Source organism: Mesorhizobium sp. LNHC221B00, from assembly GCF_000502935.1.
Classification (GTDB): domain Bacteria; phylum Pseudomonadota; class Alphaproteobacteria; order Rhizobiales; family Rhizobiaceae; genus Mesorhizobium; species Mesorhizobium opportunistum.
Map to the genome: position 1 here is coordinate 125,322 of NZ_AYWR01000001.1, position 15,720 is coordinate 141,041.

A 15,720-nucleotide genomic window follows, 5' to 3' on the forward strand; every position below is an offset into this window, starting at 1 on the left:
TGAACCGCGGGCCTGCAAAATCAGGGAAACCGCCATGAATGTCGGCGACGCCGCCAACCGCTCGGGCCTGCCGGCCAAGACCATCCGTTACTATGAGGAGATCGGCCTGATCGCGCCGGCGCGCGCCGCCAACGGCTACCGCGACTATTCCGGCGACGACATCCACCGGCTGGCCTTCCTGCGCCGCGCGCGCAATCTCGGCTTTTCCATCGACGATTGCCGCCAGCTAATGGCGCTCTACCAGGACCGCAGCCGCGCCAGCCACGACGTGCGCGAGATCGCCGCCGCCCATGTCAGGGCGATCGAGGACAAGGTGCGCGAGCTGCAGTCGATGCGTTCGACCCTGCAGACGCTGATCCATGCCTGCCATGGCGACAACAGGCCGGACTGCCCGATCCTGGATGATATGGCGGGAGCGGCTCGCGACGGAGCCGTTTCGGCGAGGCGATAGCGAAAAGAGGTTGGCCGGCCGGCGCGATGACCTCGTGTACCCATCCGTTCAATGTCTGGAACGGACCGGATAGGCGTGCTTCGGCTGACTCGCGCGCGAAAACTGATTTAGGTAAGTCTAATATGCTAATTGGCTAAAGTACGGAACGTCCAATGCACAAGAACGGAACCAAAGCGGTTACGTCAGACCTTTGCGCTCACGACGCAAGACTTTAGTCCTGCCGTCTTATAGTTAAGGGCGGAAGGTGATCGGCATGACATAGGGCCGCGCCGGATCATTACCAGACTGCGCTCAGACAAATTATGGTGCGATCGCGGAAGGCGCTCGGGTTGCCCCGGAGCCCGGTTGGCTGCCTGTAGCCGGTGGCCCCGTCCAGTCTCCACCCGGCAAGTCGCATTCTCGCCATGGAGCGGAGATGGCCAAGATCGATGAGGCCGCAACCGACAGCTAAGGTGGCTTGCATGGTGCTGTTGAACATTCTGCGGGAAGTCATCGCAAAGGAAGTCGAGGCACAGGATATCTCGGCCCATGTCGGCATGACCGCGGATGCCATCGAGAGAATCCGGTCCTCAGGACTAGAAGAAAGCCCGGCTAGAAACCGAGCATCGAAAATAGGAGGATTGCGCTATATGCTAATTTGCTAAAGTAATAGAACATCCGATGGACAAGACCGGAACTAAAGCGGTTACGTCAGACCTTCGTTGGCGAGATGCAAGACTTTAGTCTTGCGATTCTTTATAGTTAAAATTGAAAATTAATCGACACGGCATGAGGCCACGCCGGATCAATACCAGATTATACTCAGGAAGATATGGTGCGATCACGGAAGGCGGCGCTGTGCCTGGTGATCTCTCTGTTTTTCGAGAAACAGCTTGGCGTGTTCGCCCCATTCAGGAACCGTGGTCTTGTGCTCCTGAACGAACTTGCCAAAGGCCTCGCGCAGAGCGGCAAGGTCAAATGCCCAAAGATGTTCGCCCTTATCGTCGTTCAACGTCACTTCACCAGCCCCATCGAGTCGATGGTATTGCCTCCAAATTAGGCGTTCAAGAGCTGAGGTCTGACTTCTTTTGGGGGCTTTTGGGTTTCTCAAAGCGATAATCGCCCTTTGTGGGCGATCATATTTGACAGACCCGGCCCAAATCGCAACGGGCCGCCGCCTTCCCTCTCGGTCTGATTCCGTACAAGCATTTGTTATTGAAAGACCCGGTTCAGCGGGCTTACAAATTGGACGTTAACCATTGCTCGGCAGGGGAGGCTGCGATGGTCCCAACTCACATAGAGATCGCACAGACGGTCCTAGAAACCAGCTACAGATTGCGGCATCATAGCCTGGCGGGAACAGCCGCATTCCGCCGGGACATGGATCAATCCCGCAAGGCTATCAAAGCGTCACGCGAACTGCTGAAACGCCTTCGCGGCCGGGACAGGGCGCTTGATTGGGAAGGCGCCGACCCGGCTCCGGTTGTCATCTCAGCGTTCGATGCCGACATTCTCCGCTCTGCATTCGGCGAACTGGTCAGGGAAACGAATTTGCCAGAGTGTCAGTGGCGCGATATTGCGGCGAGCCTGGTATACGAATACACCGGGTGTGAGCGGGTGGAAGCTTGCTTGGTGGATTGGATGACCGGCAAGTAGGCGCTACCGAACCGTAGGGGAATGGCCGGCACCGTGCCCCTTTGGGTGGCCCGCGTCACACACTATGCTCTAAATTAGCGATGCCTAAATTAAGTCGAAGGGCTTACCCACCCGTAGGCGGCCTGACCGGTCCTGTGGTGTTCCAACGGATGAACTCGACTTCCTGCCCGGTGATGTCCCGCACAGCCTTCAAAAGCACCTCATGCAGGGTCCGCGTTGCCCGGTAGTGGTCGCAATGCGGCGATATGAGCGGCTTGATGATGCTTAGGTGCAACGCCTCCGCTGCCGCCAGAAAGCGCTCGATTTCAGCCTGCGATAACTGCTTTGACGGTTTCGACCTAGCCATTGCGATCTCCTACGAGAATCGCCCCACCTAGGATTATCGTCCTGCAATGGTCGTTCGGCGTAAAGGCCTTCGTTTGCGCAATTGACGATTTCGGCTCTCGTTCCTGATAAGATCGCAGAGCCGCGACCGCCATCCCAAATCACCTGGCCTTGCGCTGCCGGCGTGCGTTCGTTGGCCGAAGAATTCATTCGCCGGGTTCGTGTTCGTGGTTTGTAAAGTACATAATCGCCCCACAAAGGCGATTATCCGGTTGACAAACCCAGAGTGAAATAGGAATATATGCCTGACAGGCCGGCCCTCGAAAACTTAGGGAGACATTAACGCGGTCGTGCGTTAATGATTGGATAGGAGTAAGTCTTTATGCGTGAACACCTCACTGGCGGACTAATGTACCATGATCGTGGCTATGCAGGATTGCCCGCCCAATACGCCCAGAACGCTGCTGTGCTACCCAAGGAACGTGTAGAATTCACCGTTCGCAGGGAAAGCGAAGTCAGTGATCTCTCCGACGAGACCGCTCTCAAGCGCCCAGTCGGCACCGCGAGTGCCTTGCTGTTCGAATAGTGAACGGCATTCGGCCTCGGAAAGATTTGTCTTTGAAGCGATAACCCGCGCCAGTCGCGCATGGTCAGCCTCGATTACGTCCAGTTTCTCCTTGAGGTTTTTCTCCTCTAGGCGTTCGGCAGGGTTGGAAGAGAAGCCTACGCCGTGGAACATGAACGTCGCGTTCTGGCAGCATTTCCGCACATGACCTGCCATGAAAATTACATTGGCAATAGAGTCGACGTTGCCGACATTGTGCATCACGATTTCGAACGGCATCATCGAAAGAATGTTGTGAAGGAACACGCCGGGGACCACGTTCCCTCCGCTGGAGTTCATTCCAATGATTAGCCGCGTTGTTCCGTCCCCGGCCATTTTGCCTAGGATGGCGACAAAATTATCGACGGCTTGCGGCGTGATGTCGGTAGAAAACAATATCGTCCGTTCGGGCATTTATTTTCCTTCGCGCTGTCGGCGTAGAAATTCTTTTATCTGTTCCTTGGTCAGCTTCGGAGCTTTTGCGATCTTATTGACCGTAGCCTCGAAAGCGGCATCGGATTGATCGATTTTCAGTTCGCGCGCCGCTTCGCGGAACTTATCGATCTGCTCTTTTTCCTTGGTCATGGTCACGACTCTGGACGGATTCGATGGGTTCATATATATAAGTAGCCCACTGGCGAGGTGACTCACCAGTGGGGCAACCCGAGCCTTAGATGCAATGCAGAGCTTCGGCCCTCATTCAACTATTATACGGGTTTGCCACATGGGATGCTCCTTTCTCCTGTGCCTCGCAACGGCGGGTTAAAAGGGAATCTCATCGTCTAGATCACGCGACTTTGGCCGCAGGGCCTCAGCAGCGTCTTCTAGACTCAGAGAAGCGGTGGAGCCGGAGGGATTCGAACCCTCGGGAGCAGAAGGTGGGTAGCCCCTCTCCCGTCCAACCGGCCCCAATTCTGTGTTAGAAGGCTCTGGCGTTTCCGCGCCGGGGCCTTCTGCCTTTCCGACCACCACCCAACCTTGGCCGTCGTTATCGATTAAGCCTTCATGCTTCATCTTCGATAGGCGAGTGCTAACGGAAGCCTTACTGGTATCGATTTGGCGATGCTCGGTGATGAAATCGAAGATGGTGGCGGGCGTAGTGTTGCCCTGAGAAATGGCATCGATGATCGCGTTATTGATCGGGCTTGGACCGGCGGTCACTGTGGCCGAAAAGAACGTTCCGCCTCCAGATGCCCCCTTGCCCGCGTCCTCCAGCAACTCAAGAGCCGCATCAAGCTCGCGGATATCCTTCCGGATTTCCGCTGCCTGTGCCAGCAGCTCCTGTTTCTTCTTTTTCAGAATGTCCAATGCCAGAGACATCGATTCGGGCTCCAATTCGTGAGCCTTTATGAAGCCAAATGGAGCGCAGAGTCAATCGGAGGGGGTTGTCTATTGGGTTTGGGCTTTGCTATTGGGTTGTTAAATGCTCTTTAACGTCACCTGCGACGCCTAGATCGCCATAGCGGCAACTCCAATTGGACCGGCTTTCTGAAGTGAAGCGCCTTAGCCTCAATTAGGCCCGCGATAGGTGAGGCGCTTGCCGGCAGCACCCTTCAACGCGATGAAAGCGCGGGTGCCGTCGTCGACGCCAAGCGCGATACGGTTGCTGTAGCGGAAGTCGAATTCGGCAAGATAGCGGTGCAAGTGCTGTTCGGCGCAATGCTGGTAAACGCCCTTCATGCCGCGCTTGAAAACGCTGTAGAAGCCTTCCACGGTGTTGGTGTGGACGGTCTTTGCGCCTTCGTAGCGAACGTATTCGTCCTTGGAATGCGTGACGACATCGTGAGAGGCAAATTCCTGGCCCGCGCGGCGATAGATGCCGCTCTCGTCGGTCATCAACGCGCTTTCCTTGGCGATGTTGGCGCGAACGATGGGCATCACGTTGCCCATGCGAGCGGTATCAACGTGGAAGGAACGGGCACGGCCACCGCGCTCGACCAGCGTAATGACGGTGTTCTTGTGAGCGCCGCCGCCAGACTTGACCGGTGTGCCTTTCAGGCGACCGATATAGGTTTCGTCAACTTCGACGGTCTTGCCGTTGCCGCCAAGCGGGGAAAAGTCACCAGACGCCATTGCAAGGCGAATGCGGTGGCACAGGAACCATGCCGCCTCATAGGTGCATTCGAGTATGCGGTGCATCTGGTGGGCGCTAATGCCCTTCTTAGAGGAAGACATAAGATGGATAGCCTGAAGCCACTTGGTCAGCGGCAAATGGCTTTCCTCGAAAATGGATCCCATGCGGACGGTGAACTGCGAACGGCAAGCGCCGCACTTGTACAGGCCATGACGCTCGACGCCGTGGGGATTTTTCTTGGAAGGCTTGGTGCGAACGCCCTTCAGCGCGTAGTGGCGATCCACGGAGCCGCACTTAGGGCAAACCGGTCCTTGGGGCCACAGTATGGATTCCACATGCTCGAAAGCCTTGGCTTCGTCATGGAACTCGGGGCGGGACAGAACGGACATGGAAATCTCCTATGCCCTTACCCTACGTAAGCGGTTTGGGTTTGTCAACCGGATAATCGCCCCCACAAAACGGGTTCAAACCGTGAACAGAATCTGGCATGGTGCCTGCCATGCCAATCATCTCCCCTATCGCAATCAATCCATTGATCGACGGACGCCAGTCGGAGCGCGCCATGCTGGTGCGGCGTGGCGTGCAGCGGCTGCTCATGGAAATGGGCGCGCATGTGTTGCCTGAGCTGTCGCTGGCGACTGGCCGCCGCGCCGATCTCGTGGCACTGACCCGACAAGGCGACATCTGGATCATCGAGATCAAATCCTCGATCGAGGATTTTCGCGTCGACCGCAAATGGCCCGACTACCGGCTGCATTCCGACCGGTTCTTTTTCGCCACACATCCCGGCGTGCCCTCGGAGATTTTTCCGGAGGAGTGCGGCTTCATCCTCTCCGACGGCTATGGCGCCGAAATCCTACGCGACGCACCCGAGCACCGCATGGCGGCGGCAACGCGCAAGGCGCTGATGCTGCGGATCGCGCGCGCCGGGGCTTCGCGGCTGCTGGCCGCGGAACTGGCAGGCGTGTCGGTTCCGGCGCTCGACGGGGAAAGCGAGTAGCTTCCGGACGCGCGCTACTCCTCGCTCTCCTCGCCAGCCGCCGGTGCCATCAACAGCACTGCGGCGCCGAGGATGGCGGCGATGAAGGAGCCTGCCAGAATGCCGACCTTGACGGCGTCCTGCAGCGCGACATCGCTGGCGAAGGCGAGCAGGCCGATGAACAGGCTCATGGTGAAGCCGATGCCGCAGAGCAGCGAAATGCCGATCATATGCCGCCAGCCGGCATGGGCCGGCAAATCAGCCAGGCCAAGCCCTATGGCGAGCGCGGAGGAGCCGAAGACGCCGACCAGCTTGCCGAGCACGAGGCCGGCGGCGACACCCAGCGTCAACGGCTCGATCAGCGCGCCAAGGCTCAGGCCGGCGAACGAAACGCCGGCATTGGCAAAGCCGAAGATCGGAATGACGATGAAGGGCACGATCTTGTGCAGGCCATGTTCGAGCCGATGCAGCGGCGAATGGTCGAGGTCATGGCCGATCCCGGCGGAGCGTTCGAGCGGAATGGTCAAAGCCAGCGCCACGCCGGCAAGCGTGGCATGGACGCCCGATTTCAGCACCAGCACCCACAATAGGGCGCCGAGCACCAGGTAAGGCACCAGCGTCATCACCCGCATGCGGTTGAGCACGACGAGCGCGGCAATGACGGCGAAGGCCGCCCCCAGATACGCCAGCGACAGGCCGCTGGTGTAGAAGATGGCGATGATGATGACGGCGCCGAGGTCGTCGATGATGGCAAGCGCGGTGAGGAAGACCTTCAGCGATGCCGGCACGCGGCTGCCGAGCAGCGACAGCACGCCGAGCGCGAAAGCGATGTCGGTGGCGGTCGGGATGGCCCAGCCGGCGAGCGCGGCCGAATTGCCGCGGTTGACGAAGACATAGACCAGCGCCGGCACCACCATGCCGCCGGCGGCCGCGACGCCGGGCAGCACGCGCCTGGGCCAGGTGGACAGCTGGCCGTCCAGCATCTCGCGCTTGATCTCGAGGCCCACAAGCAGGAAGAACACCGCCATCAGCCCGTCATTGACCCAATGCGAGACGCTGAGCGGGCCAAGATAGGCGTGGAGAACGGAGAAATAGGTTTGCGAGAGCGGCGAATTGGCGACGATCAGCGCCAGCGCGGCGGCCACCATGAGAATGACGCCGCCGGCCGCCTCGCTGTCGAGAAATTCGCGGAAGACGGAAACCGGCCGCTGCTTCAAGTCCTGCATGTCGCCTCCGTCACCTCAGATTCGAATTTGCCCCATCAACCAATTCCGAACGCCAGCTCTGCCCCTCACCTGCCTGCCGGCATCCTCTCCCCGTATAGTGACGGGGAGAGGGGTCTTGTCATCGATGCTTTCGCCAATTGTCAGCGCTGCAGAAGAGATGCCGGCGCGGCGTCAGCCCCTTCTCCCCGTCACTATACGGGGAGAAGTGCCCGGCAGGGCGATGAGGGGCGGCGCCGTCTTCAACAATTGGGTGGTCTCCGCAACGATCCAAGCGATCCCGCGTGTCCTGCGATCCTAACGCGGCGCGCGCTTGGCCAGTATGCGCTGCAGCGTGCGGCGATGCATGTTGAGCCGGCGCGCGGTTTCGGAAACGTTGCGCTCGCACATTTCGTAGACACGCTGGATGTGCTCCCAGCGGACGCGGTCGGCCGACATCGGATTTTCCGGGGGCGCGGCGCGCTCGCCGGCGGTGCGGGTGAGTGCGGCGAAGATGTCGTCGGCATCGGCGGGTTTCGACAGATAATCGACGGCGCCGAGTTTTACCGCGGTCACCGCGGTGGCGATGTTGCCGTAGCCGGTCAGGATGATGGTGCGGGAGTCCTCGCGCTTCTCGCGGATGGCGGCAACGACGTCGAGCCCGTTGCCGTCGCCGAGCCGCATATCGACCACGGCGTAGGCGGGCGGGTTGGCGCGCGCTTTGCCGACAGCCTCCTCGACGCTCTCGGCGGTCTCGACCACGAAACCCCTGGTTTCCATGGCCCGGGCCAGGCGTGTGAGGAACGGCTTGTCGTCATCGACGATCAGAAGGGAGGTGTCCTCGCCTTCAACCATTGCACCGATATTTTCATCGCCAGTCATCGTCTTGAAAATCCTGCTGCCTTAATTTTACGCAGATATAGTTTTGCGTCGCTATTGTCCAATTTACGCAGTGTCAAACATCGTCGCGGGCGCCGATTCCGGGTTCAGGAAGACGTTTCTGGGCCACGAAATCTGCACCACGGCGCCCTCGCCCAGTCCGCTCGAGTTGCGGAAGTCGAGCGTGGCGCCGGAGCGTTCGAGCAGCGTCTTGGCGATGAACAGGCCAAGCCCCAGGCCACCGCCGGCTTCATTGCCCTGGCGCGTCGACATATAGGGCTCGCCGATGCGGTCGATGATCTCGGGCGGGAAGCCGGGGCCGTCGTCGATGATCGAGAAGGTGACGATGGCCTCGTCCCAGCTCCAGCGCACGGTGACGCTCTTGCGGGCGAAATCGACGGCGTTCTCAACCAAATTGCCGAGGCCGTAGATGACGCCCGGATTGCGGCGCCCGACCGGTTCCGGCCCGGTTCGCTCGCCGGGGCGAAGCTTGATCGAGATGCCGAAGTCGCGATGCGGCGCGGTGACCTCCTCGACCAACGAGGTCAGCGGCAGACGGGAAAGATGCGCTTCGCCCTCGGTCGACAGGCTGGTGAGGCGCTTGAGGATTTCACGGCAGCGTTCGCTCTGGGAGCGAAGCAATTTTACGTCCTCACCGTATTTCGGATCCTTGCCAAGCGCCTTCTCCATCTCCTTGGCGACAAGCGTGATGGTGGCGAGCGGCGTGCCAAGCTCGTGCGCCGCCGCCGCCGCGAGGCCGTCGAGCGCCGAAAGATGCTGCTCGCGCTGCAGCACCAGTTCCGTGGCGGCAAGCGCATTGGCCAGAAGCCGGGCTTCGGCCGCCACCCGGAAGGCGTACATCGCGGTGAAGGCGATCGAGGACAGCACCGCCATCCACATGCCGGCGACATAGATGAAGGGCATCTCCAGCGGCGCGCCCTCGTGCCAGGGCAGCGGCAGGTGGATGAACACAAGCAAGGTCGCCGCGATCATCACCAACCCGCCGAGCAGCGCGGTCAGCCGCAAAGGCAGCGACGTCGCCGAGATGACGACAGGCACGGTCATCAGCAGCGAGAACGGATTGGTCAGGCCACCGGTCATGTAAAGCAGGCCGGCAAGCTGCAGGCTGTCGAAGATCAGGATGCCGAAGGCCGCGAACGGAGTGAGCCGGTGCGCCGCCGGAAAGCGGAAGGCGAGATACAGGTTCATCCAGGCCGAGCAGGCGATCAGCGCGAAGCACAGGCTGACCGGCAGCGGGAATTTCAGGCCATAGGCGACGACGAGCACCGTCACGCTCTGGCCGACAATGGCAAGCCAGCGCAGCCGGATCAGCGTGTTGAGGCGCAACCGCTGGCTCTGCTGGAAATCGGGCGAACGTAAAACGTTGATCATGGCCATGGATTACAGCCGCGGGAGGGCAAGCGCTAGTAGCGGTGCGCAGTCGGCATTCGCGATTGGCCGAAGTCCCCCGACGTCGTCATCCCTGGGCGAAGCAGGAGCGAAGCTCCGTCGCGGAGACCCTGGGATCCATGCCGCGACCCTGGACGTGGAGTGCAGCGGTGCAGAATTCTGGACCGTAGTGACGCTTCAGAGTCCCGGCATGGATACTCGGGTCTGCGCCGCGTCGCTGCGCTCCTTGCTCCGCCCATGGATGACGAACTGGTTGATGTTTGCGCCAAATTTTCAAGGGATCCCTCCTGATCCAAGCGGTCCGCCCAAGCTTCCCGAGGCTAGGTGCCTCTCGGCTTCGCTCTTGCGGTAGCCGCCGCCAGCAGCGGATTTTCCGGCCAGACATGCTTGGGATAGCGGCCGCGCATGTCGGCGCGCACATCCGCCCAGGAGCCGCGCCAGAAGCCGGGCAGGTCGCGCGTGGTCTGGATCGGCCGGTGCGCCGGAGACAACAGTTCCAGCGTCAGCGGTACGGTGCCGTTGGCGATCGAAGGATGCCGGTCGAGGCCGAACAGTTCCTGCACGCGGATAGCCAGCACCGGCCATTCGCCGTCGTAGCGGATCGGTACGTGGCTGCCGGACGGCGCGTCGAAATGGGTCGGCGCCAGCGTGTCGATCTTGCGCTGGAGGTCGTGCGGCACAAGCGAAGTTAGCCCGGCCGAAACAGCACCGGGATCGATGGCGGCAAAGGATGCGGCGCCGGACAGGAACGGCAGCAGCCAGTCGTCGAGATGTTCGAGAAGCGCCGCATCCGACATGTCGGGCAAGGGCGACCCAAGCCCACGATGCAGCCAGGAGAGCCGCTGGCGCAGCGTCTCGGCCTCCTTGCCCCAGCTCAGCAGCGACAATCCGTGTTCGCGCAAGGCATCGAGGATCGCCCTGTCCGCATCGGCGCCTGAAGGCGCCGGCAGCATGCGCTCGGCGAGCGTGATGGCGCCGAGGCGCACGGTTTCGCGCACCCGCACGGCGCGGCGCTCGCGATCGAAGCTCGTTTGCCTGCGTGTCTCGATCCGGTCGGCCAGCGCGGCGCGGATGTCGTCCTCGCCGATTGCCGCCGCTGCCGCGATGCGCGCATTCTGCGCCTTGCCGTGCAGGTCGGCGACGACCAGAAACGGCTCGCCCGCCAGCGGATCGGCGGCATCGAGCATGGCGCCAGAGCCATTGGCCAGCACGAAACGCCCGCGTTCACCGCGCGCCTTGGCGACGCGGTCCGGCCAGGCGTGGATGAGCAGAGGACCGGCTGAAGCAGCTTCGCTTTGTTTTGTACCGCCCACCTGCCTTGCCAGCCTCTCAGCCAGTTGCCGCGCGGCGGTGGCGCGCGGCGATCTCTCCCCACGAAAGCGCATCAGCCGTCGCTCCAGATCAGCGCCGTCGCCGCCAAGCCCGCGTTCGGTGAGCAACACGGCCAGCATGGCCGCCTCCCCGGCATGGCCGCTCTTCGCAGCCTCGGCGACCATATGCGCCAGCCGCACCGGCAGAGCGAGCTTGCGCATCGATGCGCCCGCTTCGGTCAGACGCCCGGCCTCGTCGATGGCATGGAGCGCGCGCAGCAGCACCCTTGCCTCGTTGAGCGCCGGGGCCGGCGGCGGATCGAGGAAGGCGAGCGTCGCGGGATCGGCGACGCCAAAGGCGGCGCAGTCGAGCAGCAGGCCCGAAAGGTCCGCTTCAAGGATTTCCGGCGGCGTGAAGGCTGGCAATGCCGCCGTCTGCTCGGCGCGCCACAGCCGGATGGCGACGCCAGCCTGCGTGCGCCCGGCGCGGCCGGCGCGCTGGTCGGCGGAAGCCTTGCTGCCGCGGACCGTCTCCAGCCGGGTGAGACCGCTGGCCGGCTCATAGCGCGGCAGCCGCGACAGGCCGGAATCGATGACGACACGCACGCCGTCGATGGTGATCGAGGTTTCCGCGATCGAGGTCGCCAGCACCACCTTGCGGCGGCCTGGTTGCGCCGGCTTGATCGCCGCGTCCTGCGCTTTGCCGTCAAGCTGGCCGTAAAGCGGCACGATGTCGGTATCGGCGCCGACCTTGCCGGACAGCCGCTCGGCGGTGCGCTCGATCTCGCGCTGGCCGGGCAGGAAGGCAAGCACGCTGCCGCTTTCGTCCGCGAGAGCGTTGCGGATCGCCTTGGCCATGGCGTCCTCGATAGGGATGCCGGCCGGTCGTTCGTCGTAGCGGATGTCGACGGGGAAGGCACGGCCCTCGCTTTCGATCACCGGCGCGCCCGACAGGAGTTTTGCGACGCGCGCGCCATCGAGTGTCGCCGACATCACCAGCAGCCGCAGGTCCGGCCGCAGGGCGCCTTGCACATCGAGCGCCAGCGCCAAGCCGAAATCGCCATCGAGCGAACGCTCGTGGAATTCGTCGAAGATCACCGCCGAGACGCCGGGCAATTCGGGATCGTCGAGGATCATGCGCGCCAGCACGCCTTCGGTGACGACCAATATCCTGGTTTTTGCCGAGGTGCGGTTTTCCATGCGCATGGCATAGCCGACGGCGGCGCCGGGTTCTTCGTCGAGCAGTTCAGCCATGCGGCGGGCGGCGGCGCGAGCGGCAAGCCGGCGCGGTTCGAGCAGCACGATCTTGCCCGCACTCAGCCACGGCGCGTCGAGCAGCGCCAGCGGCACCAGCGTCGTCTTGCCGGCGCCGGGTGGCGCCACCAGCACGGCGCTGTTATCGGAGCCAAGCGCCTCGCTCAGCGCCGGCAGCACGGCTGATACCGGAAGCTCCGGCAAGGGTTTTGCGGTCATCGCGTCCGCATATCAGCGGTCACGGTCGCCGTGCAACTGGCACCAGCTCAGAGCCGGGTCCGCGAAAACGGGTTCCAGCGCACCGTGCCCAGCCTTACTTCCTCGCGCACCATGGTCAGCAAGCCGGAACCGCCGACGACCGCGAGGCCGACCAACGACAGCCAGTCGGGATATTCCTTGAAGAACAGCGTGCCGAGGATGACCGCCCAGACGATCTGCGAATAATGCGTCGGCGCTATACGGTTGGCTGGGGCGTATTTGGCGGCGAGCAATTGCAGCAATTGTCCGCCTGCGGTGAAGGCGCCGGCCAACGCCAGCCAGACCAGCTGCATGGCATTCGGCAAGGTGAACGAGGTGGCGGCGGCGCCGAGCCCGTTGAACACCAAGCCGTAGCCGACAAGCACGCCGAGCATCGACGTGCGCTTCTCCTGCTGGGCGAGCGAGCGCATCAGGATGACGCTGGTCGCGGCGAGGAAGGCAACCACGAAGGCGGCCAGATGGCCGAGGTTCAATTCACGAAAGCCCGGCCGCACCACCAGCATCACCCCGGCAAAGCCGGCGACCACGGCCAGCCATCGCCAGGGGCCGACCTTTTCCTTCAGGATGACGGTCGACAGGATGGTGACCAGCAAGGGTGCCAGGAAGATCAAGGCGTAGACTTCGGCCAGGGGAATGTGGGTGAAAGCATAGACGCTGAGTACGCCGGACGCGATGCCGGCCCAGGCCCGCGCCTGCACGGCCCATGGCCGCTTCATGCGCCAGAAATCGCGCCAGCGTTCGCCCGCCGGGCGGGTGAAGAACAGGAAACAGCCGGCAAACAAGGTCGAGAAGAAACCGATCTCGAAGACGGTGAACTGTCCGCCCAGGCTCTTGATAACGGCATCGCTGCCCGAATAGCTTGCATAGGCGATCAGGGCGAGCAGAATTCCGTTCGTCACGTTGTTCCATTTCCGGGGAGAGAAGCATTGAAAATACTGGCTCTCGGTGCGCATCCGGACGACATCGAGATCTTCATGTTCGGTACGATGGCCGCCTATGCGGCGCAAGGCGCAGAACTCACTTTTGCCGTGGCCACGGATGGGGCCAGGGGCGGCAAGAGCGATCCCGTCATTCTCGCCCGTGTCCGGCGCGAGGAAGCCACGGCCGCTGCCGCGCTGCTGGGGGCGACGCCGCGCTTCCTCGACTTTCCCGACGGCGAGCTGGTGGCCGACGCCGCGCTGATCGGCGCACTGAAAGGGCTCATTCGCGAGATCGGGCCGGACCTTGTGATCACGCACGCGCCCAACGACTATCACGCCGACCACCGCGCGCTGTCCGACGGCGTGCGCATCGCGGCCTCGTTCGGCGTTCCGGTGCTGCATGCCGACACGATGGGCGGCACCGGATTTTCGCCGACGCACTATGTCGATATTTCCAACCATGCCGAGATCAAGGCGCAGGCCATCCGCATGCACCAATCGCAGGACCCGGACCGCTTCGCCGACGCCGCCCGGACGCAGAACCTTTTTCGCTCCGGCCAGTGCAATGGTGCGCAAGCCTCGCAGGCCGAAGCCTTCCGCTTCGAGCCGATATTTCCTTTCGGCGACATTCGCGCGCTGCTGCCGCCGGCACCACCGATCCGGACAGTCATGGTGAGCACCAAGAAGGTCGACTGAGCCGGGAGACGGCCTACGAGCCTGGTCGAAATCAGCCCGCACGGCCTCCAGACTCCGCGCCCGTCCACACCACGCTCGGCGCTTTTCCCAACGTTTTCAGATGCCGGCGCCGTCATGTTGCGGCGCAGCGACGAATTCGCTTGCCTTGTTTAGTAAAAATTGCATCACTAAACAAATTACTAAACATCCGCGGCGCTCTGGCGCTGCCATGTTTGGGCCCCTGAGGAGAGGGGTTGAGGGCTCTTGAAACCGTCATCCGGGCGCGTTTCGCAAATGGGAGGAAGGCATGAAATCGAGCTTTAAACTGGCGTTGGGACTGGCCTCGGCGATATCCGCGTCGACAGCCGTCTCGAACGCTGCGCACGCTGAAGACCTGACGCTGTGCTGGGCCGCCTGGGATCCGGCAAACGCGCTTGTCGAACTGTCCAAGGATTTTACCAAGGAAACCGGCATCGGCATGAAATTCGAGTTCGTGCCGTGGACCAACTACGCCGACCGCTTCCTCAACGAGCTGAACTCGCACGGCAAGCTCTGCGACCTGATCATCGGCGACAGCCAGTGGATCGGCGGCGCCGCCGAGAACGGCCACTACGTCAAGCTGAACGACTTCTTCGACAAGGAGAAGATCAGCATGGACGACTTCGTGCCGGCAACCGTGGTCGGCTATTCGGAATGGCCGAAGAACACGCCGAACTACTGGGCGCTGCCGGCCATGGGCGACGTCGTCGGCTGGACCTATCGCAAGGACTGGTTCTCCAAGCCGGAACTGCAGAAGGAATTCAAGGAGAAGTATGGCTGGGATCTCGGCCCGCCGGCCACCTTCGACCAGCTGAAGCAGATCGCCGAATTCTTCCAGAAGCGGCAGATCGACGGCAAGACCGTCTATGGCGCTTCGATCTATACCGAGCGCGGCTCCGAAGGCATCACCATGGGCGCCATGGACGTGCTCTACAGCTACGGCTTCCAGTACGAGAACCCGAAGAAGCCCTACGAGATGGAAGGTTTCGTCAATTCCGACAAGTCGGTGAAGGGGCTGGAGTTCTACAAGGCCCTCTATGATTGCTGCACCCCGCCGGGCGCCTCGAACAGCTACATGGGCGAAGGCGTCGATGCCTTCAAATCCGGCCAGGTGGCGATGCACATGAACTTCGCCTTCACCTGGCCAGGCCTGCAGAAGGACGAGAATGTCGGCGGCGACAAGATCGGCTATTTCGTCAATCCCAAGGGCCCCGACGGCGAACAGTTTGCCCAGCTCGGCGGCCAGGGCATTTCGGTGGTGTCCTATTCCGACAAGCAGGAATCGGCGCTGAAATACATCAAGTGGTTCGCCAACAAGGATGTGCAGGCCAAGTGGTGGTCACTCGGTGGCTACTCCTGCCTGAACGCCGTGGTGAAGGATCCGAAATTCCCGGCCAGCCAGCCCTATGCGCAGACCTTCCTCGACTCGATGGCCATCGTGAAGGACTTCTGGGCCGAGCCGAGCTACGCCCCGCTGCTGCAGGCCTCGCAGAAGCGCTTCCACGACTATGTCGTCGCCGGCCAGGGTTCGGCCAAGGATGCGCTTGACGGCCTGGTCAAGGACTGGACGCAGGTGTTCCAGGACGACGGCAAGATGTAACCGGCTCCTCCCGAGCTAAGCCGAGCGTCCCGTGCCACCCTTGGCACGGGACGCGGTTCAGATAAATTCCATGACAGAGACGTTTTTAAAGTGACCGAAGCAGGAC

The 15,720-nt window shown here is 62.0% G+C and carries 16 protein-coding genes; 5 read left to right on the plus strand and 11 right to left on the minus strand.

Going from position 1 to position 15,720, the window contains the following annotated elements; genetic code table 11:
- Nucleotides 1-34: 34 nt before the first annotated feature.
- Nucleotides 35-451, plus strand: coding sequence for a Cu(I)-responsive transcriptional regulator (cueR, locus tag X741_RS165590; RefSeq protein WP_023775802.1), 417 nt, complete (start codon nt 35-37; stop codon nt 449-451).
- 820 nt (nt 452-1,271) lie between these two features.
- Here the strand turns inward: cueR and X741_RS1000000169445 are convergent.
- Nucleotides 1,272-1,442 carry a hypothetical protein gene (locus tag X741_RS1000000169445; RefSeq protein ID WP_156937824.1) on the minus strand — a complete coding sequence of 57 codons (171 nt, stop codon included), beginning with the start codon at nt 1,440-1,442 and terminating at the stop codon, nt 1,272-1,274.
- Between the two features lie 269 nt (nt 1,443-1,711).
- Between X741_RS1000000169445 and X741_RS165580 the strand changes: the two genes are divergently transcribed.
- Complete coding sequence (locus X741_RS165580) at nt 1,712-2,086, plus strand: hypothetical protein (RefSeq protein ID WP_023775805.1); 375 nt, start codon at nt 1,712-1,714, stop codon at nt 2,084-2,086.
- 103 nt (nt 2,087-2,189) lie between these two features.
- Here the strand turns inward: X741_RS165580 and X741_RS165575 are convergent, their stop codons facing one another.
- The 5 genes from X741_RS165575 to X741_RS165560 form a co-directional block, all read right to left on the minus strand.
- On the minus strand, nt 2,190-2,432 hold the full coding sequence (locus X741_RS165575; protein WP_023775806.1) for a hypothetical protein: 243 nt from the start codon (nt 2,430-2,432) through the stop codon (nt 2,190-2,192).
- 447 nt (nt 2,433-2,879) lie between these two features.
- Nucleotides 2,880-3,428 carry an ATP-dependent Clp protease proteolytic subunit gene (locus X741_RS165570; RefSeq protein WP_023775807.1) on the minus strand — a complete coding sequence of 183 codons (549 nt, stop codon included), beginning with the start codon at nt 3,426-3,428 and terminating at the stop codon, nt 2,880-2,882.
- Nucleotides 3,429-3,599: a hypothetical protein gene (locus X741_RS1000000169450; protein WP_023775808.1), complete on the minus strand. Its 171-nt coding sequence runs from the start codon at nt 3,597-3,599 to the stop codon at nt 3,429-3,431.
- A gap of 177 nt (nt 3,600-3,776) precedes the next feature.
- Nucleotides 3,777-4,334: a hypothetical protein gene (locus X741_RS165565; protein ID WP_023775809.1), complete on the minus strand. Its 558-nt coding sequence runs from the start codon at nt 4,332-4,334 to the stop codon at nt 3,777-3,779.
- Nucleotides 4,335-4,523: 189 nt separating this feature from the next.
- Nucleotides 4,524-5,477 carry an IS1595 family transposase gene (locus X741_RS165560; RefSeq protein ID WP_023775810.1) on the minus strand — a complete coding sequence of 318 codons (954 nt, stop codon included), beginning with the start codon at nt 5,475-5,477 and terminating at the stop codon, nt 4,524-4,526.
- A gap of 110 nt (nt 5,478-5,587) precedes the next feature.
- Between X741_RS165560 and X741_RS165555 the strand changes: the two genes are divergently transcribed.
- Complete coding sequence (locus X741_RS165555) at nt 5,588-6,088, plus strand: MmcB family DNA repair protein (RefSeq protein WP_023775811.1); 501 nt, start codon at nt 5,588-5,590, stop codon at nt 6,086-6,088.
- A 14-nt stretch (nt 6,089-6,102) separates the two neighbouring features.
- On the opposite strand, the gene nhaA is transcribed toward X741_RS165555, so the two are convergent.
- The 5 genes from nhaA to X741_RS165530 all read right to left on the minus strand — a co-directional run bounded on the left by nhaA (nt 6,103) and on the right by X741_RS165530 (nt 13,279).
- Entirely contained in the window at nt 6,103-7,293 is a 1,191-nt protein-coding gene (gene nhaA / locus X741_RS165550) for a Na+/H+ antiporter NhaA (RefSeq protein ID WP_023775812.1), read from the minus strand.
- A 294-nt stretch (nt 7,294-7,587) separates the two neighbouring features.
- On the minus strand, nt 7,588-8,151 hold the full coding sequence (locus X741_RS165545; protein ID WP_013891447.1) for an ActR/PrrA/RegA family redox response regulator transcription factor: 564 nt from the start codon (nt 8,149-8,151) through the stop codon (nt 7,588-7,590).
- A gap of 63 nt (nt 8,152-8,214) precedes the next feature.
- Nucleotides 8,215-9,546: an ActS/PrrB/RegB family redox-sensitive histidine kinase gene (locus X741_RS165540; RefSeq protein ID WP_032927349.1), complete on the minus strand. Its 1,332-nt coding sequence runs from the start codon at nt 9,544-9,546 to the stop codon at nt 8,215-8,217.
- 332 nt (nt 9,547-9,878) lie between these two features.
- Nucleotides 9,879-12,341 carry an ATP-dependent helicase HrpB gene (hrpB, locus tag X741_RS165535; protein ID WP_023775814.1) on the minus strand — a complete coding sequence of 821 codons (2,463 nt, stop codon included), beginning with the start codon at nt 12,339-12,341 and terminating at the stop codon, nt 9,879-9,881.
- A 47-nt stretch (nt 12,342-12,388) separates the two neighbouring features.
- Nucleotides 12,389-13,279: a DMT family transporter gene (locus X741_RS165530; RefSeq protein WP_023775815.1), complete on the minus strand. Its 891-nt coding sequence runs from the start codon at nt 13,277-13,279 to the stop codon at nt 12,389-12,391.
- 27 nt (nt 13,280-13,306) lie between these two features.
- Between X741_RS165530 and X741_RS165525 the strand changes: the two genes are divergently transcribed.
- Both X741_RS165525 and X741_RS165520 read left to right on the plus strand, forming a co-directional pair.
- Nucleotides 13,307-13,996, plus strand: a complete 690-nt coding sequence (locus tag X741_RS165525) for a PIG-L deacetylase family protein (protein ID WP_023775816.1) — start codon at nt 13,307-13,309, stop codon at nt 13,994-13,996.
- A gap of 286 nt (nt 13,997-14,282) precedes the next feature.
- On the plus strand, nt 14,283-15,614 hold the full coding sequence (locus tag X741_RS165520; protein WP_023775817.1) for an ABC transporter substrate-binding protein: 1,332 nt from the start codon (nt 14,283-14,285) through the stop codon (nt 15,612-15,614).
- Nucleotides 15,615-15,720 lie beyond the last annotated feature (106 nt).